This window comes from Pseudobacter ginsenosidimutans (assembly GCF_007970185.1).
Classification (GTDB): Bacteria; Bacteroidota; Bacteroidia; order Chitinophagales; family Chitinophagaceae; genus Pseudobacter; species Pseudobacter ginsenosidimutans.
Map to the genome: position 1 here is coordinate 2,775,024 of NZ_CP042431.1, position 24,298 is coordinate 2,799,321.

Here is a 24,298-nt window from a genome sequence, read left to right on the forward strand (position 1 = left end):
TATTATTTGCCATAATCATGGAGGCGCAGGAAGGAGCACTGCATAACAACATCTCTTTAACAGACCGGAGGTAAAAAAAATTGCAGAGTTTCAATGATAAACGCAGTAATTTGTTGCCTAGAAGTGATACTCATGAAACGACTTATTCTTCCTTACCTGGCAATCTTACTGCTGATGGTGTGCGCCATCCCTTCCCACGCACAAAAAGTGGATTCCATGATCAATGTTTATGGAGAGCGATATCCACAGGAAAAGATCTACGTGCATTTCGACAAGGGAGTGTACAACCCCGGTGAAACAATCTGGTTCAAAGCCTATATCCAGGCCGGATTCCTGCCTTCGAATATCAGCAGGAATTTCTATGCCGAGCTGATCGATCCGTCCAATGGTAAATTACTGCAACGGAAAGTGGTGCCGGTTTACGAATCCTCCACGGCTTCTCATTTCGACCTGCCGCTGAATCTGGACATTCCGGAAGTGGTGTTCCGCGCCTATACCAACTGGATGATGAACTTCGATTCTGCATTCCTTTATACCAAAACATTGCGTGTTGTTACGAAGAGTGATGCTGGAATGGCGCAGGCGGCCGCACCTCCCATTCTGAAATTCTTCCCGGAAGGCGGCGACCTTGTTGCAGGCCTCGCCACCAACGTGGCTTTCAAGGGAACAGACAGCCGCGGCTTTCCCATTAAAGTGCAGGGTGTGGTGAAAGATGCTAAGGGCGCTACAGTGGCCAGCTTCAAAAGCGTGCATGATGGCATGGGTAAATTTGAACTGGAGCCCGTTGCCGGAGCAGCATACACGGCTGAATGGAAAGATGAAAAAGGAACATCCTATAAAGCGGAACTACCTGCTGTGAAGAACAGCGGAGCGATCCTGCAGATCAATGGAACCGGCCCTCGTCGCTCCTTTGTAGTAAAACGATCTATGGACGCAGGCCCGGAAATGAACAAAGTGTTCATCGTGGCCAATATCTATTCGCAGGTGGTGTACAAGGCAACGGTAGATCTCGGCACTAATTTCATGACCAGCGGACTGATCCCGACAGATAATCTTCCCAGCGGCATCCTGCAGGTGACACTGTTCAACAGTAACTGGCAGGCTGTAGCGGAGCGGATCACTTTCGTGAACAATAATGATTATCTCTTTCTTGCAGATATCGTAGACCTCGGCAAGAACCTCAGCAAGCGCGGCAAGAATATTATCAGTGTGGAAGTGCCGGACACCCTTCGTTCCAATCTTTCCGTTTCGGTAACAGACCTGGCAGTGAGTGATGAAGGAAAAGAAGATATCTTCAGCCGTTTCATGCTCACCGATGAACTGAAAGGTTTCATCTATCAACCCGCTTATTATTTTTCTTCTACTGCAGATTCCGTACAGCAACACCTGGAACTGGTGATGCTCACACACGGATGGCGCCGTTTCAAATGGGAAGACCTTGCTGCCGGTAAAGTACCGCAGATCAAATATCCAATCGAGAATTATTTATCACTCAAGGGCGAGCTTGCTGGCCTGAACCCCAGCCAGATCCCACAGGGCACACTGCTGAACCTGTTCATGGAAGCGAAGGATTCTTCCAGGCAGTTGTTCATGTTGCCTGTAGACAATAAGGGAAGGTTTGAGGAAAAAGGACTTGTATTCTTCGATACCGTAAAACTGTATTATTCTTTCAACAAGAACCAGAAGCTTACAGAATCTGCTGTAGTGAACTTCAATAATGGATCGATGCCTTCGCCAAAGCTGGTTACTTTCAATCCGCTCTGGCGTATCTATAACCCGCTGGACTCAAATGCGGTCAAGCGTAGCCGTTATATTGCAACAGAAGCGGAAAGACTAAGGCCGGAAATTGCGAAGCGTGTGAAGACCCTGGAAGCAGTAACTGTAACGGCCAGGCAGAAATCCAAATCGCAGTTGATGGACGACAGGTATACAAGCGGTATGTTCTCGGGAGGCGATGCCTATTCATTCGATATGGTGGATGATCCCTTCGCGATGTCTGCCCGTGATGTGTTCACCTTCCTGCAGGGCCGTGTACCTGGTCTGCAGATCACCGGCGCTGGTGGACCTGATGGACCGGGACTTACCTGGCGCGGACAAACGCCTACGCTCTTCCTGAACGAAATGCAGGTGGATGCGAATATGTTGTCCGGCACGCCGGTGGCAGATATCGCATATGTGAAAGTGTTCCGTCCTCCGTTCTTTGGTGCGTTTGGTGGAGGCGCCGGCGGCGCTATTGCGGTGTACACCAAGAAGGGTGGGGAAGGAAGATCCAATACGAATGTGCCTGGTGGTATGGAACGCAGGACCATGGTCGGCTATTCTGCACCCAAGGAGTTTTACGCACCTGATTATTCCAAAGAGAATGCATTGTACGATGTTCTGGATGTTCGCACTACTTTGTACTGGGCGCCTTACCTGTTAACAGATAAGAGTAACCGAAAAGTGACATTCACTTTCTACAATAACGATATCTCCAAAAAACTGAAAGTGATCGTGGAGGGAATGAATGAAGAAGGAAGAATGACAAGGATCGAAAAGATACTGGAGTAGATCACAGATATAATTATGAAGAGCCCGGCAATTGCCGGGCTTTTTTATTGATCGATGATGGTGATCAGTTTTTCTGCTTTTGACAGGCTGCTGTCTGCGGACTTCAGGGAATCCGGGATGCGTTCATTATAACTTAATACGAAGGCGCCGTACATTTTCATCATAGGGCCGCTGAAGTCGAGTTTTCCATTCTGACTGTCCACCACTCCGTTCAATTGCATTGTGCTGTTGCCGGGATCGGGTTCCAGATCAAGTGTGATACCAAAGGGCTGTCCTTTGGCTGGCTGACTGATCTCGATATCATAGAAGTACCGGTGATCATAATCAATATAGAATGTGGCAGACCTGTGTCCGTTGAATGCGCTGAGGGCACTGTCGGGCGGAATGACCTTGAGCGGGGTGGAGTCCTGATTTGTCCAGCCATTACCTCTGAAATAAACCTGGGCAGGGTTGTAGGCAACATAGAGGGTTGTTTTCATCCTGATGGAATCAGGAGTATCGCCAAAGGTTATGGTATTATGGACTGTTGTTTTGTTTGGCTTCTTAGCCAGGTAATACATGATGCCACCGATCAGCAGCATCGATACCAGAATGATCCAGGTAGTACGCATGTGATTTGGAGATTGTGTGAATAATTTACCACATTTTATGCAATTAGCATGCCCTGATATTACTACAGTAAGTTATCACCATCAAAACAACTACAACTGACAGCTATAATTTAGAATTTTCATGGTTAGGTAATGCCCATTCAAAGCATCAACTTTATGCCAGAAATCCTCCTCATTTCTAAAAAAAGTATGTTATGAAAAACTGTAATCAATTCACTCCCTTGACAGAGAAAGAAGCTCTGGAAATCAATGGCGGTGGTGCTCTTGACGGCATCCTGGATACACTCACCGGTCTGGTAAGTGCTCTTCCGATCGTAGGACCCATCCTCGGCACTGTATTGAATCTGGTAAAAGGACTGCTGGGAAATCTCCCGCTGCCTGTGTAACCGGATAGATCACTTGCGGGAGTCCTGCGAGGGGCTCCCGGCAACTGATCAGCAAGTATCGGGTTTTAATGTATGTAAATGGGAAAGTATAGCCATTAACGTACAGCAAGAAGGCCCGTAGACTCCTGCGGGTCTTTTTTGCTCCCGGTAAATCTCAACAATCAATAACCATGAATACAAACTTTCAAACTCTCACTGACCAGGAATGTCAGGAAATCAATGGCGGCCTCAATGTTACTATCAATTTGCTGGGCATTCCTGTTAACCTCAATATCACCAGTGTGAACAATCTGGCAACCAGCCTGGGCGGATCAATTTTAAGTGTATCCTCTGCAATTAGCGGTCTGCTGGTAAATATTGGAAATATTGCAGGTAACCTGCTGGGTAACCTTGGCAAATAATTTTAGCCTGCTTGCATCAGGCTAACGGTGACAAATAACCGGAATTCCACGTCTTCCGGCAATGCTTACCACTGAAACTTTTTGGACGGGGAATATAGTATCTGGCCATGGTTTTCAGATACTGTAAAAGGGCTCCAGGTTCATGGAGCCTTTTTCTTTCAAATACAACAGTCATCTATAATTTAAACAGTTCATGGTTAGGTAAATAAGGGGAATAGGAGCAATTTTATTAAGCTAAATCTTCCTTCACTTTTTAAAAATGTAATCATGAAAAGCTTAGATCAATTCAACGCTCTGTCTAATCAGGAGCTCATGGAAATCAATGGCGGCGCTGGTCTGAATGACCTGCTTGCAACACTGAACAGTGTTCTGACGCCTACAGTAGCTGCAACATCTGCCAGCCTGCTGATCCTGAGCTCAGGAGCATCTACAGCCCTGAACACCGTTGCTGGTGGACTGGCTGCATTTCTCTCTAAACTCAGTCTTCCAACTCTGTAAAGAATTTCAATGAACTGGCTGCCTCCCGATAGGCAAAGGAGCAGCCAAAAGAAACCATCCCGGACATTGGATGGGGTTGTAGTGGAGACACTATAACTGTCAGGCATACGTGTAAAAAAGGGCTGGGAATTCTCCCGGCCCTTTTGCTTTCGTTCACATAGGAATTTCTTGATAGGTATGTCTGTATGAAATGGTGGTTAGTCAATATCTCGCGCGCTGCCATTCCTGTACTGCAGCTGCTTCTTCTGATTCCAGCAAAGTAGCCGGATTGGTTTGCAGGATGGTTCCGATCTGGTAGAGTCTGTCGATTGTAATGGGTGTTTTGCCATTTTCCAATCTGCTGTATGCATTCTGCGAAATATTCAGCAGCAATGCCATATACTCCTGGGAGTACTCCCTGTTTCTTCTCAGCGTACGGATCTTTGTTGCCACACGTGCTGTATGTGAAATAGTGGTTTGTAACATATTCAGAGGGTTTCGTACATAGAATGTTGTTTACCAGATTCTGGTTTATATAGATTGTAAAGGATTATCCTTCTGCTCCCACCATCATGCCCTGGTGGTGTTGCCATAATTCGGCATAAGTGGTATTGCCTTCCAGCAATTGTGAATGCGATCCCTGCCCCTGCAATTGTCCATTCTTCAGTACAACGATCTTGTCTGCATTCATCACAGTACTGAGGCGGTGGGCGATCACGATGATCGTTTTCCCATTCCTTCTTAGCCGCTGCAATACCAATTGCACCATCTGGTCTGCAATGGGGTCCAGCGATGAAGTGGCTTCGTCCAGGATCAGGATGTCCGGGTCACGGTAAAGCGCACGTGCAATCGCCAGTCTTTGACGCTGACCGCCGGACAGGTTCACGCCATGCTCGCCCAGCCAGGTATTGAAGCCGCCGGGTAACTGCTCAACAAATTCAAGGATGCCCAGCTGCCGGCTGATATCGATCACGCGCTGCATATCGGGCTCAAATTCTCCCACGGCAATATTCTCCAGCACAGATCCGGCAAAGAGATCGATCTGCTGGGGCACCACGCTTACACGCTGGCGCAGGCTCTCATTATCGAAGTAACGGATATCCGTATCCCCGATAGCGATATGTCCGCCTCTCAATGGGTAGAGATTTTGCAGCAGGGAGATCATTGTGGATTTGCCGCTGCCGCTTTCGCCAACAATGGCGGTGATACTGTTACGGGGAATTTCGAGGTTGAGGTTTTTGAAAACATCCACCCTGGTGCCATAGCGGAAGCTCACCTGGTGAAAACTGATATCGCCTGTTTTGCCGGCTTCCAGTTTGATCTTGTTGGTGCTGTCTTCCTGCTCCAGGTCCATGATCTCAAAGAGACGGTCGGCTGCGATCAATGCATCCTGCATGCTCCTGTTGGCGCCGATGATACTCATGGCCGGGCCGGTGAAATAGCCCACCAGCGCATAGAAGGAAAGCAGCTCGCCTGCGCTGAGCGACCTCCCTACCACCATGTAGGCGCCGGTCCAGAGCAAGGCCACTATCAGCAAACCATTTACGAATGCAGCGGCATTGCCGAGATGCACATTGAAAACGCCTGTATGGAAAATGCTTTTGAGCAGTTTGATGAAACGGGATTCGGTTTTCAGGTTGGCATGTTCTTCCAGTCCGAATCTTTTGATGGTAGTGATGGTATTGAGTGATTCCACCAATTGACTGCCGAGCTCGGCATTGTCTTCCATCATCCTTCTTTGCCATTTTTTATTGAAGCGATTACTGATGGCATACATGATGAGGTAGAGCGGTATCACAGCCATCACCAGAAAGGCCAGCTTCCACTGATAGATGAACATTACGATGAAAGAGAAGACCACGATAAAGGCATTCACGATCAATCCCATGGCAGTATCGTTGATGAATACACGAATTTTCACCGCATCTGTGATCCGGCTGGTGATCTCTCCCACGCGCATGGTGTCGAAGAAAGTCTGGGGCAGTTTCAGCAGGTGCTTGTAATAGCCCAGGATCAGGCTGGCGTCCAGATGCTGACTGGTCTTGAGGGCAAAAAGATTTTTCAGGCTGCCGATGAAGAACTGCAGCAGCAGTATCATGATCATGGTCACGCCCATCAGGTTCAGCAGTCTTGTATTGCCGCCGATCAGTACATGGTCTACAATATTCTGAACATAGAGTGAAACTGACAAACCAAGTATCGTGTAAACAGCGGCCCCGAACAATACCTGGAGTGATACTGCCTTATGCGGACGCAGCAGTGTCCAGAACCTGCGGAGATGTGATACTTTCCCGTTCCCTTCGCGGAAGGTTTCTGCAGGCAGAAGTAATACCAGCACGGAGGTCCAGGTTTTCAGGAACTCTTCTTTTTTGATGGTATGGGCCTGTCCGTCTATCGGGTCCATCACCACTACTTCTTCAGGGGTTACCTTATAGATCACTACATAGTGTACGATGCGCTGCTGCACTATCACGTGAGCGATGGCGGGCACAGGCATATCCAGCATGGCTTCATAGCTTCCCTTCACGCCCCTGGCTTCAAAGCCGAGTTTCTGGGCGGCTTCCACCAGCCCAAGGATATTGGTGCCCTTGGTATCGGTGCCGGCCATTTGCCGGATCTGTGCGATGGGTAACTGCAGGTTGTAATGGGCTGCAATGGATTGAAGACAGGCCGCGCCGCAGTCGGTAATATCGTGTTGCTTTACTTTGGTGTTCTTCTTCAGGTGCATAGGATTTGATTGGATGGTTATTTCACTGGCACTTCCCTGCCATGTTTGGAATTTGGATTGATCCAGTTGTCTGTTCTTTCATAGAGCAATTGCAATAAGCCTCTTCTTGCCAGGATAAAGCGGCATTGGAGGGTCATCCCTTTTTTGAGTTTGCCTTCTACGCCATTGGGGAGTGTGAGGGAGGTATTGTTCAGCGCACATTTCACTTTGAAGAATGGCTGATCGTTCATGATGGTGAAATCATTATCGATACTGATCACTTTTCCGTTCAGCGTTCCCCAGGAATTATAATTGAATGCGTCTACCTGGAATTTCACGGGCATTTCCTGGTAGATATAACCGATATCTGCAGGTGAAACGAATGTTTCCGCTATCATCCCTGAATCGGGCGACACATAACCGAGCAGCTCGCCGGTTTGTACACTGCCTCCTGCATATCGTCCATTGAACTGTTGTACAGTGCCGCTTACCGGGGCCTTGATCTCCAGAAGGTCACGTTCCCGCTGCAGTTGGTCTTTGCCGGAACTGTATTGCTGTGCTTCCACGCGCGCCTGTTCCAGTTCCTGCTGCCAGCGGGCGTTCTGTTCGGCTATTCTTGCCTGATAGTTTGCCTTCGCCTGTTCGTAGGCGTATTTCTTTTCTACATACTCTTTTTTCGCGATCACCTTCTCATCATAGAGTTTGGTGTACATATTGAAATCCGAGCGGAGTTTTTCAAGTCCCGCCCTTTGCTCTGAAAGTGATGCCTGGTGCAACAGGTATTGCTGGCGGTATTGTCCTGATTTTACGCGATGGCCTGCGCCGCTGGCCAGTAAGCGGAGATCATTGATATAGGACTGTCGCTTGTTGAGCTCATAGCTGGCCTGGTTGAGCTTACTGTTGGTGATATCCTGCTGCATCAATAAAAGCGGTTGTCCCTGCCTGACAGTTTCGCCATCTTTCACCAGAACCTTGGCAATGGAACCTGTAGTGAGGCTTCTGAGTTCGGTCTTTTCTGTAATGGGACGAATGATTCCGGGAACATTCACACTAACGTCTACTTTGATAAAGATGGCTGCGATCAATGTGATCACAATAGCGCCGAGCACCGTGGTATAGATGATCTGGCTTTTCACTTTGATGCGGGGTAGCCAGGTATATGCAGACTGCTGCATTACCTCGGCTGGCAGGATCCTGGACATGGGATTCGTGTTTTATATACAAACAATAAATCAGGCTTACTTTACTAAGCGCCTACGGAAAATATTTTTGGACTGACTGCGGTTGGGGGAGTTAGCAGTTTTCGAAAGGGACGGAAATGATTATACGGGCAAATTACCAGTTCAGATTTAATTTAATCGCGAAATGGATATTTTGACCTGATGAGGGGTGGTAACTGGAATGATACGGGTATTATGAATGGGATAGCGCTTCAACCTGTGGCACTTCTGAAAAGCCACCGGTTTTGGAGAATTTCATGTTGTGGACGAAGTTTTTGAGAGAGTCCGATGGATCGATAAGTTCGAAGTTTATTCTTGAGAAAGTTTCTGGTACAAAGGCAACAGACAAAATGATCTGCTCCTCCATTTTTCCTGTAGCATTATTCAATAGTTCTGCCTTTGCATTGACAATAACAGATTTCAAAGGAAGTAAAGCGAAAGTTTCCCTTGCAACCCTGAGCATGCAACTGCTGATATAGTCCTGATACAGCTCATTGAACCGCGTGATACCCATCTCCTTTTTTGATAATTTTCCGGTAGATGTTTGTGATAAAACAAACCTGGGGATGATCTGATCTGTGTTTACATGCAGATCCAAAACTCCACGCTCAGCTTGAAATTCTGCTGTAAGTTTAGATCCCAATTCATTGATCTCACCAAAGGGATTGAACTGTTCAACAGCTTCTTTGTAAGCTTCCAATTGTTTCTTCAGAATCCCGTTAGAGATCCTGTTCAGCGTTTTCCAATCCTGTAAATCACTTTCATATTGTTTTTGAGCTGCCTGGAATTCCTGGTTATCTGTCTGTTGGGCTTTGGGGATCGCATTGTCAAGTTTCCTGATCTTCCCGGCTTTGAGTCCGAACAGTTTATCGGTCAGGGATGGACGATAGTTGTTGCGTTTGTTGATCGCTGTTTCTTCATTCTTATTGGAAAGACCGGGAGCCGGGGGCTCGGGCAAACCAGCCAGCGCCTGCCAGTCCATTTCATCGGAAACATCTTTGTGCACAGATTTCAGCACTTCGATATACTCTTCATATTCCTGTACCGCAGCCGTAGCATCTGACAATTCCTGCTCTTTCAATTGTTTCCTGAAGCGGTCTGCTGCTTCCCTGGCTTTTCTTTTTTGATTCCTTTCTACTCTGTTCAGGGTTGCATTGGTGGAGCGTATGAAACCTTTGATCGTAGTCATAGTCAGATTTGGCTTAATGGTGAGAAGACGCTAATATATGTAAAATGTTTTTTCAGTTGCGCCACCTTTTTATAACGAAAGAATTTGCAGGTAAGTATACGCAAAACAAAAATGGCGGTAAACACCGCCATTTTTTAAACCCTTTAAATAATCCTGTCCATTAAACAGGATCAAGGACAACGATCAGATTGGTCTTGATAGGCATTGAATCCAGGGCTCATTGGATATAGATCTGGATTGTCTTCAATAGAATGATGGATATTGCCCTTGTGCCCCTGCCCTTTAACCTATGCTATAATTTATAGCGGAAAACGGAACAGTAATTTTTGTGATAGGATCTTGGATGTTCTTGTTGGTACGCAAATCTTGCGAAATATCAATTCCTTTCAAAAAAATGGGGGAGGACAAATAGTAGATCAATGGAAAAAAATCCATTTGAGGTAGGCAATAGGGGGACATGGAATGGGAGAATGCTGATACTTATTGAAAAATATATGATCGAATGTTTGTATCCGTTAGGCGGGTTTTTCTGAATTATTACGGTGGGCCGTCTCGATCCCGGCTTAGTGTAGCATATACATTCGTTATAGAGTGGTAGATATACGTAAAAAAAGAAGGTAGGGATTGCTCTGGCCCCTGTCAAAAATCATTGGTATTGCACATTACTGTAGTTGCTCGAGGTAAGACCTTAGACTTTCTTCCTCCGTGAGTTTCAGTTTTTTCTTCAACCTGTACCTGGCTTTTTTCACACTCTCAGGCTCAACCGAAAACACACCAGCGATCTCTTTGTTGTTCATCCCTGCTAAAACGAAGCAGGTTAGCTTCACTTCATTGGGAGTGAGATCAGGATGTTTTTTTGTGATCTTGTCGATTGTATGCTGATGCAGCAGATTGAAGCTGCGAATGAATTCACCCCAGTAATCATTATCGCCGATATTGCTTTTGATCTCTTTTGCAAAACGACGGCAGTCTTCATTATTGCTGGTATACAATTTCTCCTGCAGTTGCTGAAGGTATTCTGTTTTATTGGCCAGCAGCACGGACGTTGTGGCAATCTGCGCCTGCAGCGTCCTGGCCTCTTCCCTCACTTTTTCCACAAGCCCCCTGGCTTCATGTACAGCGTCTTCTTTTTCTTTTTCCAGTTGTTCATAAGCTTCGCGGATGGCGATCTGTTTTTCCTGATCAGCTACACGCCTTGCTGTTTCGAGTGCTGCTGCTTTTTCCCGGTTGATATTGGATTTTATCTTTCTGTACCGGAACCAGATCACCAGGCTCAGGCTGCCGAATACGAACAACAATAATGGAGTCAATCTGCTCTGCCAGTTGTTGAGCCCGCCGATACTGGTTTTCTTATAAGGAAGCACACCCGGATAGGATACGCTCTGGATGGGCATCATAGCGGCTTTCCCTTTAGCAGACATGCTGTCGCGCAGCATTTTTGATTGTCTTTCGTACGACTGGCTCAGTATATTATCATTAAGCTTACGATAACAGGTGGCAAGGCCGTCCAGGATGGCGGGCTTGAGATAATTGAAACTGCCTGCACTGTTGATGCCGTTCAGTGCGCGGCGGAGATAATCTGCAGCACGGTTTACACTGTCAAGTGTCAGGTAAATCTCGGCCCTGTCTTTCATGGCCAGTATCGCATAGTGGTCATTGTTATGCTCCATGAAAAGCTGGATAGCGGCCTCGTTCAGTGGCAATGCTTTTACCCACTCTTTGCGGTGATTCCAGAAATACTGCAGTTCATAATTATAGAAGGCAATGAGCGGAAGGTCTTCGGGTTTCTTTGCTGCGCCAAGCAGTGAATCGATCTGTTGAAAGGCTTTGTCTTCCTGTTCTGCTTCAAAATAGCAGAAAGCCTGGAAGAGCGCTGCTTTGGGACGGATCACATGTTGTTCCGGCGAGCTGGCCAGCGATGCATGCTGTAAATAGGTGAGGGCTTCCGCGTATCTGTCGAGCCGGCAAAGCGCTACACCAATATGATAGTTCAGTTCAGGAAGGATTTCTGCCATGTCGGATTCTACTGCCGTTTTCTGTGCTTCCTGGTAAAACAGATGTGCCTGCATGTAATTGCGCTGTTGCTCATACAGTGCTGCCAGTTGCCGGTAGCTGGTCACCAATGAAGCAGTATTGCTCGTTTTCATTCCGATGTCGATGGCAGACATCATGTATTTTTCAGCTTCATGAATGTTTTCGTAACGGGAGATTTGGTAGAGTTGGTGAAGGATGAAGATCTGTTGATCCGGCTTTTTTGTGCGCGAAAGCTTGTTCACCAAAGAGTCGCCCGGATGGGCAATGACTGGCCGGAATGCCAGCAGCATCAGCAAAGTCAGGAGGAATACAGCAGTAGTCCCGGGTTTCAGGTTCAGCATTTTTTTTCTTAGGATTATAGATACAGGGATCTGGTAAGCGGTTTTCCGGGGAATTGGTGAGCGAAATAAAGAAAAAAGCGATTAAAACAAGCTTAAAAAGATTATAATATTATTAAAAGCGACCGTGTTGCCTACCTTCGCAACATGACCATTCAACAAGTGATCAGTTATCTTGAAGGGATTGCCCCGCCTGCTTTGCAGGAGAGCTACGATAATGCCGGACTGTTGACCGGACAGGCCGGATGGCAATGTACAGGCGTACTCTGTACACTGGATGCCACTGAAGACGTGATACTTGAAGCCATCGACAAGCGCTGCAACCTGGTGGTGGCGCATCATCCCATTATTTTCGGAGGGCTGAAAAAGATCAATGGAAAAAATTATGTAGAAAAGACCGTTATCACAGCCATCAAGAATGATATTGCCATTTACGCCATACACACTAACCTGGACCATGTGATCGATGGTGTGAACGGCCGGATGGCAGACAGGCTGGAGCTGATCAACCGCCGCATCCTGGCTCCCAAAGAAGGGACCCTGAAAAAAATATTCACTTTTGTGCCGCATGCTCAGGCTGATAAAGTCCGGGATGCCATTTTCAATGCCGGGGCCGGAGAGATCGGCAAATACAGCGAATGCAGTTTCGGGGTGGAGGGCACTGGTACTTTCAAAGCTGGCGAAGGCACTGATCCTTTTGTGGGTGAACAAGGCAGGCGCCATCAGGAAAAGGAAACCAAACTTGAAGTAATTTTTCCGGCCTGGCTGCAATCCGCAGTGGTCCAGGCCCTTATCAAATCGCATCCCTATGAGGAAGTGGCTTATGATGTGGTGAGCCTGGCCAATGCCCATCCCGGGCAGGGCGCCGGATTGATCGGCGAACTGGCTGCTCCCAAAAGTGAACTGGAATTTCTCAGCCTCCTGAAAGAGCGGTTCGACCTTCATGTGATCCGCCATACACCTTTCACCGGAAAGGCCATCCGGAAGGTGGCGCTTTGCGGAGGCGCTGGTAGCTTCCTGGTTTCCAAAGCATTAGCAGCGGGAGCGGATATTTATATAACCGGCGATATGAAGTATCACGAATTCTTCGATGCCAACGGAAGGATGATCATCGCAGATATTGGCCATTTTGAAAGCGAACAGTTTACCACAGACCTGCTGGTTGATATTTTGCGGGAAAAATTCACTACCTTTGCCGTCCTTAAATCGGGTGTTCCAACCAACCCGGTCAATTATTTTTATTGATCCTGGTGGACCCGAAAAAAACTTTATAATCTTTATCAAACAATATGGCGAACGTAAAAGAATATTCTGTTGAGGAAAAATTATCCTCACTGGTTTCTCTGCAAAAAGTTGAGTCTAAAATAGACGAGATCCAGATCCTGAAAGGAGAGTTGCCAATGGAAGTGAGCGATCTGGAAGATGAAATCCTTGGACTGAATGCCCGCCAGACACGTATTGAGGAAGAGATCAACGGTATCCAGGAGTTCATCAATTCCAAAAAGAACCTGATCAAGGAAGCAGAAGCCCTGATCAAGAAATACGAAAAGCAAAGCGAGAATGTAAAGAACAGCCGCGAGTTCGAAGCGATCAACAAAGAGATCGAAATGCAGCAACTGGAAATGAAGCTGGCTGAAAAACATATCCGCGATGCGAACGAAGAGATCGCCGACAAAGTGGTGGTACTCGAAAAAGCAAAAAAGAACATCGCTAATAAGGATGGTGTATTGAACACCAAAAAAGCAGAACTGGAAAAGATCATCGCCGGAACTGAGAAAGAAGAAAAACACTTTGCAAAGCTGGCTTCCGATGCCCGCGAGAAAGTGGAAGAGCGTATGCTGTTTTCTTTCGATCGCATCCGTAAGAACTACCGCAATGGCCTGGCCGTTGTACCGGTAGAACGTGATGCCTGCGGTGGTTGCTTCAATGCGATCCCCCCTCAACGTCAGAGTGAGATCCGTCAGCGCAAGAAAGTGATCGTGTGTGAGAACTGCGGACGTATCCTCGTTGACAGAGACCTGTTCGATTCAGTTGATGTGAAGTAAGGCCTGCGAACAGCACGATTCCGTGTTTTTGTACCTTAGTAATATTTTGGCAGTAAACTCCTCCCTTATGGGGGGAGTTTTTTTATGTATTATATTGCAGCATGACGAATGTGCTGCTCTACGCCTCCCATCGCCAACAACTTCGCTTGCTTGCTGCAAGCCTGTTCTTCTGTCTCTTTACCTTTTCCTCCCATGCGCAAAAGGTTTTCGATTTCAATAACGAATGCCGTACCGCTTACAAAGAGATACTGAGCCTCAAATTGCAGAATGGACAAAAGATGCTGGATGCCGAAAAACAAAAGCATCCCAATAACCTGGTGCCTTACCTGCTGGAAAATTATATCGACTTCTTCGTGCTCTTCTTCAATGAAGACCCGAAAGAGTATGAGAAAAGATTTCCGAGCCGCGATCAGCGATTGGCGCTCTTTGACCAGGGACCAACTGATTCCCCTTTCTTCCTGTACTCCAAAGCTGTGATCCATTTTCAATGGGCTGCCGTCAGGATCAAATTCGGTTATAGATGGGATGCAGGCTGGGAATTCCGGCGTTCCTTTTTACAGGCGAAAGAAAACCTCGCCAGTTTCCCTTCGTTCTCACCCAATAAATTGTACCATGGCGCCATGCAGGTAACAGTAGGCACTATCCCCGATGGTTACAAATGGTTGTCAAACCTGCTCGGTATGAAAGGGAATATCAAAGAAGGAATGAAAAGCGTTGAACAATTTGTAAGAGGGAACGATGAATGGGAAAATCTCTTCCACGATGAATCCATCTTTTATTACTGCTATCTTCAATTCTATATTCAGAACAATAAAGAAGGTGTGGCGAAGTTCATAAAGAGTCAGCAGCTGGACCTGGTGAACAATCATCTCTTTGCATACCTCGCCAGTAACCTCGCATTGAATAGCCAGGACAGTGAACGTGCGGAAGATATTCTTGAAAAAAGGAATAAAGGATCAGAATATCTTTCCACTTCAATATGGGACCTGGAAATGGGCTATGTGAAATTGCATAAGCTGGAGCCTGATGCCGCACAATATTTTGATAAGTTCCTGAAAAATTTCAAAGGCAAGTTTTACGTTAAGGATGCATTGCAGAAGCTGAGCTGGCATTATTACCTGGCGGGAGATCAGAACAAGGCCAGCTGGTACCGGGCTGAAGTACTCAAACGTGGCAACACAGATACGGAAGCAGACAAGCAGGCGCAGAAAGAAGCCAGGACCGGCAGGTGGCCCAACAAAACTTTATTGCAGGCAAGGTTGTTGAACGATGGAGGCTATTATAAAGAAGCGCTCCGCCTCCTGCACGGGAAATCTGTTTCCGATTATCATGCAGTGGAAGATCAGTTGGAGCTGTCGTACCGCGTTGGAAGGTTGTATGATGATATGGGAGCAGACACGGCAGCTATTCCATTTTATAAGGAAGCCATCAAACTGGGCGAATTCCGTAAAGAATATTTTGCCGCCCGTGCGGCATTGCAACTGGGCATGCTCTATGAAGGGAAAGGAGATAAGGCAACAGCCATTACCTGGTATGAGCGCTGTATGAAGATGCCCGACCATGATTATAAGAACTCATTGGACCAGCGCGCCAAGGCAGGAGTAGCCAGATGCAAGGGCAATTGATATTGAATTTTTCCGATTCTCAGTTTTTCAAATTAATTTGCCTCCACCTATGCTTAAACGTCTTCACATCCAGAATTACGCTATCATCGATGAGCTGGAGATCGCATTCTCTGCAAAGCTGAACATCATCACCGGTGAAACAGGCGCTGGTAAATCAATACTCATGGGTGCTTTGTCGCTGATACTCGGCGATCGTGCAGATCCATCTGTTCTGCTGAATAAGGATAAGAAATGTGTGGTGGAAGGGACCTTTGCTACCGAAGGCAGGAAGGTGATCAAACAATTCCTGCGCGAGCATGATCTAGATGCCGAAGAGGAACTGGTGATCCGGCGCGAGATCGCAGCCAATGGCAAGAGCCGCGCATTTGTAAATGATACGCCAGTTAACCTGGAGCAACTGCGTCAACTCAGCAATGTGCTGGTTGACCTGCATCGTCAGTTCGATACACTGGAACTGGGCGAAAGTCTTTTCCAGCGCGAAGTGATCGATGCCATGGCCGGCAATGCCGATCAACTGCAGCAATACAAAACTGTATTCCAGCACTGGCATCATACCAAACAGGAGCTGGAAGAATTACTGCAACAGAAAAATCAATTCACCAAAGAATTCGATTATAACAAGTTCCTCTTCGATGAACTGCAGGAAGCAGGCCTTCGTGAAAATGAGCTGGAGGAAGCGGAAGCCAATCTAAGATTGCTCAGCAATGCGGAAGGCATCAAGAACACACTCAATAAGGTTTCTTTTGAATTGAGTGAGGGCGAGCAGCCGATGGTACAGCAACTCAAGGCGCTCTGTCATCAATTGCAGTCGTTCTCCGAATTTCACACAGCCATACCCGTTATCCTTCAAAGATTGCAATCTGCGCAGATAGAGATCCAGGATATTGCCGATGAGATCGAAGGACTGAATGATAAAGTGAATTTCGATCCGCAACAACTGGAACAACTCAATGAAAGGATCTCCACTGGTTACAAACTCCTGAAGAAACATGGGGTTAAAACCACCAATGAATTATTGGAGATCCGTGATCAGCTCGATAATAAATTACAGGCTGTACTGAATATAGATGAAGCGATCCTGAGCAAGGAAAAAGCCGCTGCTCAATTGCAGGGCGAAGCTGTTGCGCTTGCATCTAAGCTTACTGCCCAGCGTCAGAAACAAGTGAAGCCCTTGCAGGACACTGTGAACAAACTGCTGTCGCAGGTGGGTATGCCCAATGCAAGATTGCAGGTGGACATTCAGCCTTATGCCAACCTGCAGGACCACGGAGCAGATAATATTGAATTCCTCTTTGATGCCAATAAGAGCAATCGATTTGAGCCCATCCGCAAAGTGGCGAGCGGTGGTGAATTGAGCAGGCTGATGCTTTGCATCAAGTCGCTGGTAGCTCAATCACTTGATCTTGCCACCTTGATCTTCGATGAGATCGATACCGGTATCTCCGGTGAGGCGGCCAAGCAGGTGGGCATCATCATGAAGGATCTGGCAAAGAAGCGCCAGGTGATCAGTATCACACACCAGCCGCAGATCGCCGGAAAGGCTGATGCACACTACTTCGTATACAAAGAGATCCGCGGTGAGCAGATCAAAACGAATATCAGGGAGCTGAGCAGGGAAGAACGTATCACTGCCATTGCGCAGATGCTGAGTGGAGAGAAACCTACCGCTGCTGCGTTGGAGAATGCCCGTGAAATGGTGATGAACTAAAGTGTAAATGTTATACATTTACCCCCGCAAACGAAAAACCTATAATAAAGTACAAACAACCATTATGTCGTACAACTTACTCAAAGGAAAGAAAGGGATCATCTTCGGTGCACTGGACGAAAAGTCTATTGCCTGGAGAACTGCACTGCGTTGTCATGAAGAAGGAGCCCAGCTCGTGTTGACCAATGCTCCTGTAGCCATGCGTATGGGAGAGATCAACAAACTGGCCGAAGCAGTGAACGCCCCTGTAATTCCTGCTGATGTAACCAATATGGACGATCTGAAGAAACTGTTTGAAGGTGCGATGGCGCATTTCGGCGGTAAGATCGATTTTGTTCTGCACTCTGTTGCTATGGGCATGAACGTGCGTAAAGGAAAACATTACACTGATCTCGATTATAATTTCAGTCAGAAAACACTCGATATTTCATCCCTCAGTCTTCACCGTGTGCTGAAAACCGCCTGGGACATGGATGCGCTGAATGAGTGGGGAAGCGTTGCTGCTTTGACCTATATCGCTGCACAGCGTGTATTCCCTGATTACAATGAAATGGCAGATGCCAAGGCATTGCTGGAAAGTGTGGCGCGCAGCTTCGGATATCATTATGGTGTTCGTAAGAAAGTACGCGTGAACACAGTGTCTCAGAGCCCTGTAAAAACAACTGCAGGTGGCGGTGTGAAAGGTTTCGATGGTTTCATGAGCTATGCTGAAAAGATGAGCCCGCTGGGTAATGCTTCAGCAGACAATTGTGCTGATTACCTGGTGACCCTCTTCAGTGATCTCACCAAAATGGTGACCATGCAAAATCTCTTCCACGATGGTGGATTCTCTTTCACCGGCGTAACACAGGAAGTGATTGAACAAATGGAAAAATAAACGCTGTTATTGATAGTTGAAGGTTTTACAATAAGTCCCGGTTACCTCTGTAGCCGGGATTTTTTTTATAGCTTTATTACGGGCATAAAAAAGACTGTCTGTAATCAGACAGCCTTCATTCAATCAATAATTTTAGGATCCGCTCCTGGGATCAATACTCGTCTTCGTTGAAGAAAAAGTCATCCTGGCTGGGATAATCGGGCCAAATGTCCTCAATACCCTCATAGATCTCTCCCTCGTCTTCCAACTCCTGAAGGTTCTCTACTACCTCAATGGGTGCGCCGCTGCGGATAGCATAGTCAATCAGCTCGTCTTTGGTTGCAGGCCAGGGAGCATCTTCCAGGTAGGAGGCTAATTCAAGTGTCCAAAACATGTCTGCCTGTTTTAATTGTTTATCTGGAAATTAGAGAAATTATTAAAAAAGATACGATACCTCAGGGTATCAATTTTTTCGCAAAAGTAACCCTCTAATTGAAAAAACCAAATCAATCTTTGAGAACTGGGCGGAACATTTTCTTAAATTTTCCCGCTCCCCATTTCAACTGGCTTCCGGGCCGATGGATTGTAGTATCTTGACGCCTTATTCGTTAATCCTCAACGTATGTTATCTGCCACAGGCATTCAGAAGAATTACGGTCAGTTATGGGTGTTGAAAGGAGTGGACATCAATATCGCCCAGGGCGAAATTGCCAGCATTGTAGGCCCTTCCGGATCCGGGAAAAGTACACTCCTGCATATCCTGGGCACCCTGGATAAGCCAGACAAAGGCCAGGTGTCCATCAACGGGCAGGCCATCAATTTCCTGAACGACCGGCAGGTTGCGGCCTTCCGCAACAAACATATCGGGTTCGTTTTCCAGTTCCACCACCTTCTTCCGGAATTCTCGGCTTTGGAAAATGTGTGTATTCCCGGCTGGATCGCCGGCAGAAAAAAGAAGGAAGTGGCAGACCGGGCCATACATCTCCTGCAAACCCTGGGCCTTGGAGACCGCACCAATAACAAGCCTAATGAGCTCTCCGGCGGCGAACAGCAACGTGTAGCCGTAGCCCGCGCCCTGATCAACAGTCCAAAGATCGTATTTGCGGATGAGCCTACCGGTAACCTGGACTCTGCCAATGCAAGGGAGCTTCACCAGCTTTTCTTCGATCTGCGCAAACAATTCAACCAAACCTTCCTGATCGTTACGCATAACGAAGAACTGGCGCAGATGAGCGACAGGATCCTTCACATGAAAGATGGGAATATCATCTAACCCCGGGGCTTCCACGCAATCTCGGCAATACCCATGGTATGTCCAACATAGCGGGATAATACGAAGAGGTAATCGCTCAGGCGGTTGAGGTATTGTAAAATGATGGGTTCTACTTCATGACTTTCCAGTTCCAGTCTCACGCAGCAGCGCTCGGCCCTGCGGCAGACGCAGCGTGCAATGTGTAATTGCGATACAGCAGGAGCACCGCCCGGCAGGATGAAGAATTTCATCACAGGCAGGGTCTCATTCATTGTATCGATAGCTTTCTCCAATGCGGTAACATCGTCCGGCTGTAAATCCGGGATCTTCATTTTCGGTTCCTTTTCAGGATCGCAGGCAAGGGCCGCGCCTACAACAAAGAGCCTGTCCTGCACGGATTGCAGCAGCTCACGTGCTGGCTCATCCGTAATGAGGTCGCGGCAGAGGCCGATGAATGAATTGAGCTCATCCACTGTTCCGTAAGCTTCTATGCGGAGATCTGATTTGGGAACTTTGGTGCCGCCGATGAGGGAAGTATTACCCTTGTCGCCGGTTTTTGTATAAATCTTGAGTGACATGATATTGGCGTTGAAAAGTGCTGCGCTTACGCATGCTGGAGAGTGCCTGCCTGCGTCTTGTCGCTTTCAATGAGGCCATCACGCAGCCGCACGATGCGTTTTGCGTGGTTGGCTATATCTTCTTCGTGGGTTACCAGTACAACAGTGTTACCGCCGGCCTGGATCTTCCCGAATATATCCATGATCTCGATGGAAGTTTTCGTATCCAGGTTACCGGTAGGTTCATCCGCAAGGATCAGCGAAGGATTGTTCACCAATGCGCGGGCAATGGCAACGCGCTGACACTGACCACCGGACAATTCATTCGGCTTGTGATGGCTTCTGTCCTGCAGACCTACTTTCCCGATCACATCCATGGCCATTTCCGTTCTCTGCTTGCGGCCGATACCGGCATATACCAGTGGCAGGGCTACATTTTCGAGCGCGGTGAGACGGGGAAGGAGATTGAATTGCTGGAAAACGAAACCGATCTCTTTGTTACGGATATCGGCCAGGTTATCGTCAGCCATCTTGCTCACATCATGGCCATTCAATACATATTTTCCACCTGTGGGGGAGTCCAGGCAACCGAGGATATTCATCAGGGTACTTTTGCCGGAGCCGGAAGGCCCCATCAGCGCTACGTACTCGTTTTTCAAAATATCCAGGTCGATACCTTTCAGTACCTGTAATTCCTGTTTGCCCATGTAATAGCTCTTGCGGATACCTTCGAGGTGGATGATTGATTGCATACGGATCGGTTTAGCCTTCTTTTCTGATTACTTTAGGCACTTTGAAGAAAACACCATCGGTGCCGGGGGCATTCTTCAGGCCTTCTGCTCTTGAGATGGAACCTTTGACCTCATCTTCTCTCAATACATTGAAATTGTCTGTCATGTGTAAAAGGGGAGGCACACCCGTGGTGTCCAGCTCATTCAGTTTGTCGACGAAAGCGATCATTCGTTGCAGATCATTCGAAATAATTTCTTTTTCTGCATCGCTGAACTGGAGCCGCGCCAGGTTGGCCAGGTTCTCTACCATTGCGTCATTTACTTCCATACTTAACAAAAATAACTGGTTTTGCCAGACTTTTCGGGGGAATGGGATAAAAGGTTTGTTTAAAATACTCAGTGTTTTAATAAGGCTGTATCAGGATTTCTGCGGGAATGCGCAGAATGGAATGAATTTTCCTGATCATAGTGAGATTCAGTTTTCGCTTTCCTGAAAGGATCTCTGATTTTCTTGATCTGTAACCAAGAATAACGGAAAGTTCCGATTCGGACATATTCATTTGCTCCATCCGAAATCTGATTGCCTCTAATGGATTGGGTTTTGGAATAGGGAATTGAACGTTTTCGTATTCTTTGATGAGAATGGAAAGCACTTCAACTTCGTCCGATTCCTTTGAATCTGGCTTAAGATCCTTCTGCATCAAAGCGTATACACGCGCCAGTGCTGCTTCGTATTGTTTGTTATTTTTTATTGGCTTGAGCATAGCTGATTCTTATCGCGTCTGTTTTGTCGTATTGTTTGTGTGTGCCGAACCAGACAATGAAAACGATTTTTAACCGGCATTCAATGTCTACTATCAACCGGAATGAATTCCCATGAATATTAAATACAACGCGCTTATTATTCAGAATAGAGGCGCTTCTGAATTGTATTTTCAATTCATTGGCACTATTCCACCAGGCTTCTTCTGCTTCTTCATACCGGAACAATCCCTGTTGTCCCGGTATGAAGAAGCAGAAGAAGCCAGTCTTTTATTGTTTTCACAGCGATTATTCTCATAGGCAAGCACTTCAAAGATACAACATGTTACCAATTTGGTAACATGTTGTATCAATTAAAAATCCAGGAATTTCATCCGCCTTTAACCCCGTTCGCCGTTCCTTTACTCTTTAAAAACCCCAACGTTTCTTATCTTCGCCCCCTTATGGAAAAAGGAGCAGAACAACAGATAGTCATGAGTGGCATCAGGCCAACGGGTTTTCTTCACCTGGGGAATTATTTTGGCGCACTGCGCAATTATGTTCGCATGCAGAACGAATTCACCTGTTATTTCATGGTTGCTGATCTGCACGCCCTTACCACTCTCACAGAAACAAAAGAACTGAAGTCGAATGTAGCCCGCGTTCTGGCGGAGAATATTGCCTGCGGTCTCGATCCTGATAAAGCTGCTTTGTATTGTCAGAGCCATGTATACGAAACCAATGAGCTTTACCTGCTCCTGAATATGCTTGCTTACAAGGGAGAGCTGGAAAAAACAGTAACGTTCAAAGAAAAAGCCAGGTTGCACCCAGATAACGTGAATGCAGGATTGCTCACTTATCCGGTACTGCAGGCGGCAGATATACTCCTTCATCGCGCAACATTGGTGCCTGTGGGAAAAGACCAGGAGCAGCATTTGGAAATGAGCCGCAATTTCGGCAACCGTTTCAATCACCGCTTTGGTGATGTGTTCCCTGAACCACATGCTTTCAACTACGGTGATGAATTGGTGAAAGTACCCAGTCTTGACGGCGCAGGAAAAATGAGCAAGAGCGAAAATCAGTTTGCAACCATCTATCTTTCCGATGATGATGAACTGATCCGCAAAAAAGTGATGAAAGCGAAAACAGACAGCGGTACGCCCGAGCCTGGTACACCCATGGGTGAGAATATTTCAAACCTGTTCAGCCTGATGAAACTGGTTTGCGCGCCCGATGTGATTGAGCAATTCATGAACACTTATAATAACGGCACCATCCGTTATGGCGATCTTAAAAAACAACTGGCGGAAGACATGGTGAAGTTCATCAGTCCCATCCGCGAGAAAGCCGAAGCCATCCGCACAGACGAAAAATACCTCAAAGAGATCATGGAAAAAGGAGCCGCCAAAGCACGCAAAAGTGCACAGGCTACCATGCTGCTCGTGAGAGATGCCATGGGCCTGAACTATTATTAAAAAAGCCCGGCACTAAAGTCCAAATTCCAAAAAGAATCGATACCTTAATTTCTCATTGCCAAGGCGGTTACATGCTGCTGCAAGGGATGAGGCATTTACCATATTCTTATCATTCAACACAAAAATGGCAAAGAGCAAGAAACCAAAGCATATCGCGATTGCAGGTAATATCGGTGCCGGGAAAACTACCCTCACAGAGCTGCTGAGCAAGCATTACCGCTGGATCCCTCAGTTTGAAGATGTAGACCACAATCCCTATCTGCTGGATTTCTATGAAGACATGCCGCGCTGGAGCTTCAATCTCCAGATCTATTTCCTCAACAGTCGTCTCAATCAGCTTCTCGATATTCATCGCGGTACCGAAACCGTTATACAGGACCGCACCATCTATGAGGATGCTTATATCTTCGCGCCCAACCTTCACGAGATGGGCCTCATGAGCAAACGTGATTTCGATAACTACTTCCTGTTCTTCGAAACCCTCAAGAGCATGGTGCAGCCACCCGATCTCATGATCTATCTCCGCGCCTCCGTGCCCACACTGGTAGCACAGATCCAGAAACGGGGACGTGAATACGAAGAGAATATCCGGCTGGACTATCTCAAGCGCCTCAACGATTTCTACAATAAATGGATCGATGGATACAAGGAAGGTCCATTACTGGTGATCGATATAGACAAGAATAAGTTCCCGGAGAATGAAGAGCACCTGGGAGAGATCATCAGCAAGATCGATTCACAACTCTACGGATTGTTCTAAGCTATTTCTTTATGGATATCACCTGTTGTTTGCCATAACCGGCGAACGCTTCCAGTGATCTAAGATCGTTGGTGATCTTTGTGAGCCATTCCGCCTGTTTCTCCTTGTTGCGGCTGAAATCGGTTTCCTGGTCGTATAGTAGTTGTTGTTTCTGGTATACAGCCATAATGCGGTCGTAAATATTGTTGACATCGTTCTGCACGGTGCCGGGATTGAACCGGTATCCCTTCATTTCCTTTGCCAGTTTCCTTGCAAAGATCTCTGCAATATCGAAATGCCCCTGCTCATGCTGAAGTACAGGAGCGGTTCTAACCTTTACCCATGAACGATTTTTATCGAAGCGGCAACTGATGGTGTAATCAAGACTGGTATCGTCGAAATTGAATTCGATATTGATGATGCTGTTGGTCATGGCAGCATTGGCTGAAGCCGCGTCAGGACGCGCTTTGAAGTCGTCCCAACTCAGCTTGCGCATTTCACTCCAGGGTATGGAGGGTGGCTGTTGCTGTACGGATTGCCAGCTCAGTAACCAGATCAGAATGAATGTTTGCATATTTAGAGTAAAGCTAAGAAAATAAAAAAAACTCCATCCGGGGATGGAGTTTCATTGGCAAAAATCGTTGGAGGCCGGGTTG

25 protein-coding genes are annotated in these 24,298 nt (G+C 46.9%); 12 read left to right on the plus strand and 13 right to left on the minus strand.

The features are described from left to right. Positions 1-132: 132 nt before the first annotated feature. On the plus strand, positions 133-2,550 hold the full coding sequence (locus FSB84_RS11280; protein WP_130541457.1) for a hypothetical protein: 2,418 nt from the start codon (positions 133-135) through the stop codon (positions 2,548-2,550). Between the two features lie 44 nt (positions 2,551-2,594). Here the strand turns inward: FSB84_RS11280 and FSB84_RS11285 are convergent, their stop codons facing one another. Further along, positions 2,595-3,161: a hypothetical protein gene (locus tag FSB84_RS11285; protein ID WP_130541456.1), complete on the minus strand. Its 567-nt coding sequence runs from the start codon at positions 3,159-3,161 to the stop codon at positions 2,595-2,597. 194 nt (positions 3,162-3,355) lie between these two features. On the opposite strand from FSB84_RS11285, the gene FSB84_RS11290 reads away from it, so the two are divergent. From FSB84_RS11290 to FSB84_RS11300, 3 genes are all read left to right on the plus strand, one after another. Further along, positions 3,356-3,547 (plus strand): hypothetical protein, encoded by a 192-nt coding sequence (locus tag FSB84_RS11290; protein ID WP_127131092.1) that lies wholly within the window; start codon positions 3,356-3,358, stop codon positions 3,545-3,547. 170 nt (positions 3,548-3,717) lie between these two features. Then, positions 3,718-3,948 carry a hypothetical protein gene (locus FSB84_RS11295; protein WP_130541455.1) on the plus strand — a complete coding sequence of 77 codons (231 nt, stop codon included), beginning with the start codon at positions 3,718-3,720 and terminating at the stop codon, positions 3,946-3,948. A gap of 267 nt (positions 3,949-4,215) precedes the next feature. Then, entirely contained in the window at positions 4,216-4,446 is a 231-nt protein-coding gene (locus FSB84_RS11300) for a hypothetical protein (RefSeq protein ID WP_130541454.1), read from the plus strand. Between the two features lie 201 nt (positions 4,447-4,647). On the opposite strand, the gene FSB84_RS11305 is transcribed toward FSB84_RS11300, so the two are convergent. The 5 genes from FSB84_RS11305 to FSB84_RS11325 form a co-directional block, all read right to left on the minus strand. Next, positions 4,648-4,911 (minus strand): helix-turn-helix domain-containing protein, encoded by a 264-nt coding sequence (locus tag FSB84_RS11305; RefSeq protein ID WP_130541453.1) that lies wholly within the window; start codon positions 4,909-4,911, stop codon positions 4,648-4,650. Between the two features lie 64 nt (positions 4,912-4,975). Then, positions 4,976-7,153 (minus strand): peptidase domain-containing ABC transporter, encoded by a 2,178-nt coding sequence (locus FSB84_RS11310; RefSeq protein WP_130541452.1) that lies wholly within the window; start codon positions 7,151-7,153, stop codon positions 4,976-4,978. Between the two features lie 17 nt (positions 7,154-7,170). After that, a complete protein-coding gene (locus FSB84_RS11315) occupies positions 7,171-8,334 on the minus strand; it encodes an HlyD family secretion protein (protein ID WP_130541451.1) in 1,164 nt (387 codons plus the stop codon). Between the two features lie 211 nt (positions 8,335-8,545). Next, the gene (locus FSB84_RS11320; protein ID WP_130541450.1) at positions 8,546-9,541 is read right to left on the minus strand and encodes a hypothetical protein; all 996 of its coding nucleotides are present in this window, start codon (positions 9,539-9,541) and stop codon (positions 8,546-8,548) included. Positions 9,542-10,203: 662 nt separating this feature from the next. Beyond that, positions 10,204-11,916 (minus strand): tetratricopeptide repeat protein, encoded by a 1,713-nt coding sequence (locus tag FSB84_RS11325; RefSeq protein ID WP_130541449.1) that lies wholly within the window; start codon positions 11,914-11,916, stop codon positions 10,204-10,206. 144 nt (positions 11,917-12,060) lie between these two features. Here FSB84_RS11325 and FSB84_RS11330 point away from each other — a divergent pair, with 144 nt between their 5' ends. The 5 genes from FSB84_RS11330 (at position 12,061) to FSB84_RS11350 (ending at position 18,168) form a co-directional block, all read left to right on the plus strand. After that, positions 12,061-13,158, plus strand: coding sequence for a Nif3-like dinuclear metal center hexameric protein (locus tag FSB84_RS11330; protein ID WP_130541448.1), 1,098 nt, complete (start codon positions 12,061-12,063; stop codon positions 13,156-13,158). A 44-nt stretch (positions 13,159-13,202) separates the two neighbouring features. Continuing rightward, positions 13,203-13,958, plus strand: coding sequence for a zinc ribbon domain-containing protein (locus FSB84_RS11335; protein WP_130541447.1), 756 nt, complete (start codon positions 13,203-13,205; stop codon positions 13,956-13,958). A gap of 101 nt (positions 13,959-14,059) precedes the next feature. After that, complete coding sequence (locus FSB84_RS11340; protein WP_130541446.1) at positions 14,060-15,583, plus strand: tetratricopeptide repeat protein; 1,524 nt, start codon at positions 14,060-14,062, stop codon at positions 15,581-15,583. Between the two features lie 49 nt (positions 15,584-15,632). Next, positions 15,633-17,291, plus strand: a complete 1,659-nt coding sequence (recN, locus tag FSB84_RS11345; RefSeq protein ID WP_130541445.1) for a DNA repair protein RecN — start codon at positions 15,633-15,635, stop codon at positions 17,289-17,291. A gap of 64 nt (positions 17,292-17,355) precedes the next feature. After that, positions 17,356-18,168 (plus strand): enoyl-ACP reductase FabI, encoded by an 813-nt coding sequence (locus tag FSB84_RS11350; RefSeq protein WP_130541444.1) that lies wholly within the window; start codon positions 17,356-17,358, stop codon positions 18,166-18,168. Between the two features lie 151 nt (positions 18,169-18,319). Here the strand turns inward: FSB84_RS11350 and FSB84_RS11355 are convergent, their stop codons facing one another. Then, positions 18,320-18,541, minus strand: a complete 222-nt coding sequence (locus FSB84_RS11355; RefSeq protein ID WP_014221625.1) for a DUF2795 domain-containing protein — start codon at positions 18,539-18,541, stop codon at positions 18,320-18,322. Between the two features lie 228 nt (positions 18,542-18,769). On the opposite strand from FSB84_RS11355, the gene FSB84_RS11360 reads away from it, so the two are divergent. Further along, on the plus strand, positions 18,770-19,420 hold the full coding sequence (locus FSB84_RS11360) for an ABC transporter ATP-binding protein (protein WP_130541443.1): 651 nt from the start codon (positions 18,770-18,772) through the stop codon (positions 19,418-19,420). Here the strand turns inward: FSB84_RS11360 and FSB84_RS11365 are convergent. The 5 genes from FSB84_RS11365 to FSB84_RS31670 all read right to left on the minus strand — a co-directional run bounded on the left by FSB84_RS11365 (position 19,417) and on the right by FSB84_RS31670 (position 21,677). Then, on the minus strand, positions 19,417-19,977 hold the full coding sequence (locus tag FSB84_RS11365; RefSeq protein ID WP_130541442.1) for a cob(I)yrinic acid a,c-diamide adenosyltransferase: 561 nt from the start codon (positions 19,975-19,977) through the stop codon (positions 19,417-19,419). The two genes, FSB84_RS11360 and FSB84_RS11365, sit on opposite strands and share 4 nt — an antisense overlap. A 26-nt stretch (positions 19,978-20,003) precedes the next feature. Continuing rightward, positions 20,004-20,708 (minus strand): ABC transporter ATP-binding protein, encoded by a 705-nt coding sequence (locus FSB84_RS11370; RefSeq protein WP_130541441.1) that lies wholly within the window; start codon positions 20,706-20,708, stop codon positions 20,004-20,006. A gap of 10 nt (positions 20,709-20,718) precedes the next feature. Next, positions 20,719-21,015, minus strand: a complete 297-nt coding sequence (gene gatC, locus FSB84_RS11375) for an Asp-tRNA(Asn)/Glu-tRNA(Gln) amidotransferase subunit GatC (RefSeq protein WP_130541440.1) — start codon at positions 21,013-21,015, stop codon at positions 20,719-20,721. A gap of 76 nt (positions 21,016-21,091) precedes the next feature. Beyond that, on the minus strand, positions 21,092-21,451 hold the full coding sequence (locus FSB84_RS11380) for a helix-turn-helix domain-containing protein (RefSeq protein WP_130541439.1): 360 nt from the start codon (positions 21,449-21,451) through the stop codon (positions 21,092-21,094). Further along, a complete protein-coding gene (locus FSB84_RS31670) occupies positions 21,429-21,677 on the minus strand; it encodes a type II toxin-antitoxin system HigB family toxin (RefSeq protein ID WP_207234262.1) in 249 nt (82 codons plus the stop codon). Before FSB84_RS31670 ends, FSB84_RS11380 begins: the two co-directional genes overlap by 23 nt. A 215-nt stretch (positions 21,678-21,892) precedes the next feature. Between FSB84_RS31670 and trpS the strand changes: the two genes are divergently transcribed. Together trpS and FSB84_RS11395 are read left to right on the plus strand one after the other, a co-directional pair. Further along, positions 21,893-22,903, plus strand: a complete 1,011-nt coding sequence (trpS, locus tag FSB84_RS11390) for a tryptophan--tRNA ligase (RefSeq protein ID WP_225980050.1) — start codon at positions 21,893-21,895, stop codon at positions 22,901-22,903. Positions 22,904-23,027: 124 nt separating this feature from the next. Continuing rightward, positions 23,028-23,663 (plus strand): deoxynucleoside kinase, encoded by a 636-nt coding sequence (locus FSB84_RS11395; protein WP_127131122.1) that lies wholly within the window; start codon positions 23,028-23,030, stop codon positions 23,661-23,663. 1 nt (position 23,664) lies between these two features. Here the strand turns inward: FSB84_RS11395 and FSB84_RS11400 are convergent, their stop codons facing one another. Next, positions 23,665-24,216 carry a DUF922 domain-containing protein gene (locus FSB84_RS11400; protein ID WP_130541438.1) on the minus strand — a complete coding sequence of 184 codons (552 nt, stop codon included), beginning with the start codon at positions 24,214-24,216 and terminating at the stop codon, positions 23,665-23,667. Positions 24,217-24,298 lie beyond the last annotated feature (82 nt).